Source organism: Pseudomonas sp. A-B-19, from assembly GCF_019947515.1.
GTDB lineage: Bacteria > Pseudomonadota > Gammaproteobacteria > Pseudomonadales > Pseudomonadaceae > Aquipseudomonas.
The window spans coordinates 1-1,766 of the sequence record NZ_JAGYGN010000060.1 but is presented as its reverse complement, the minus strand read 5'-3'; the positions used below and the strand labels follow the sequence as shown (position 1 = coordinate 1,766).

Genomic DNA, 1,766 nt, shown 5'->3' with positions numbered 1-1,766 from the left:
TGATTGGGTGGAGGCAACGGGCTTGCGCCCGTTACCCCTCCCACACCACCGGACGTGCGGTTTTCCGCATCCGGCGGTTGAACAGCTCAGCAAGGGGCTGAGGCGAAGTCCTGCGGCGTCCACAGTCCCCAGCGACGCATCATCCTCAGGCTCATCGCCTGTTGCATCACTGGGTGGCGCGCCGCGCGCCAGGCACCGTCGTGAAAACTTACTCGCGCCAGTTGCCGGCTTGCGATACCAAGCCCGCGCAGCTTGCGCATTCGCCCCTCACGACTGTGCCAGCGCTGCCAGAAACATTTGCGCATATGCCGGCGAGTCCATTGCGATAACCGCTTGAAGTCGTCTTCCACCCAGCGGAAGTATTCGTACCACCCCCGGATGTAACGTCCCCATTGAGCCACCAGTTCTGCGCTCGTCAGACTTTGCCTGGCCGACCAGAGCTCGCGGACTCTCTTGCGGTATTTCTTCACGGTCTTGCCGGACAGTTGCCCATTCCCTTGTTCGTCGATGTTGTAACCAAGAAAATCACGATCCCAAGGCCGTCCCGTTCCGCTTTTGCTGGCGCTCACTTTGAGCTTGAGGTGTTTCTCTATCCAAGCCGTCACACTCCCCAGCACGCGCTCCGCGCTGCGTTCACTGGTGACGTAGATCACCAGATCGTCAGCATAGCGACAGAAGCTTAACCCCCGAATTTCCAGCTCTTTATCCAGTGCGTCCAGATAAAGGTTGGCAAGCAGCGGGCTTAGCGGCCCTCCTTGCGGCGTTCCGGCCGTCCTTTTGATCCGCTGACCGTCCAGCAGCATATCCGCTCGAAGCGTCTGGCCGAGGTACCGCATCAGCCGCTTGTCATGGACATCCTTGGCTATAAGACTCATCAACCGGTCGTGGTTGACCTGATCGAAGAAGGCTTCGATGTCGATATCCACGACCCAGGTCTTGCCTTCCAGGACAAAGGCCTTGGCGGCTCGGATCGCGTCGAGATTACTTCTGCCCGGCCGAAACCCGTAGCTGTGTTCACTGAAACTGCCGTCCCACAGCTGCGTCAGGTGCTGCTGGACCGATTGCTGGATCAAGCGATCCTGCGTATTCGGAATGCCCAGCAGTCGTTCCCCGCCTTGCGGTTTGGGGATCCTGAAACCTTTGATGGGTCCCGGTTTATAGGTCCCGTCCAGAAGCTTGCTCTTGATGGCCGGCCAGTGCGTTTGAAGGTGGGCGGGGAGTTCGTCGGTAGTGATTCCATCGACCCCCGGTGCTCCTTTGTTCGACCTGACCTTCTTGAGCGCTCGGTGCATATTCTCCTTTTCGACGATCGTCTCCATGCAGGTTTCGCTCAACACGTCTCTATTCCTGTTCCGTCTGCCTACTGACTCGCCCCTTCCTTGCGCGTGTTGGTCGAGATCCACCCGACTTGTCCATGCAAGACCATCCCGCTACGGGCCACATGGCCTTTCCGGGTGCGGTTTCAAAGGGCTTTCGCTTTGTAGGCAGTAGTCTATGGTGAGTGTTTCTGTTCTTCAGCCCTTCGCTCCAGATCCATTACGATCCTTCTTCACTACTACGGCATCTGCTGACTTCTCACGGGCTACGCCCATGAGATCTCCCCGGGTAAGGTGCCAAAACCTTCGGCTCGGGCCGCCAAGCTCTACCTGATGCGTCTTTCGGTGACGGTTGGATTTCGTGGCTCCCAGCACACTCATCGCCCGCATCCGGCCTCGCTGCTTGTTCGTGTTCCTGCGGTCGCGCCTTTGCTACACGCTTCTTTCAGG

At 58.5% G+C, this 1,766-nt stretch carries 1 protein-coding gene; it reads right to left on the bottom strand.

All coding sequences use genetic code 11. The annotated features are described in order from the left end of the window. Window positions 1-86: 86 nt before the first annotated feature. The gene (gene ltrA / locus KGA81_RS29905; RefSeq protein ID WP_223551289.1) at window positions 87-1,337 is read right to left on the bottom strand and encodes a group II intron reverse transcriptase/maturase; all 1,251 of its coding nucleotides are present in this window, start codon (window positions 1,335-1,337) and stop codon (window positions 87-89) included. Between the last annotated feature and the right edge of the window lie 429 nt (window positions 1,338-1,766).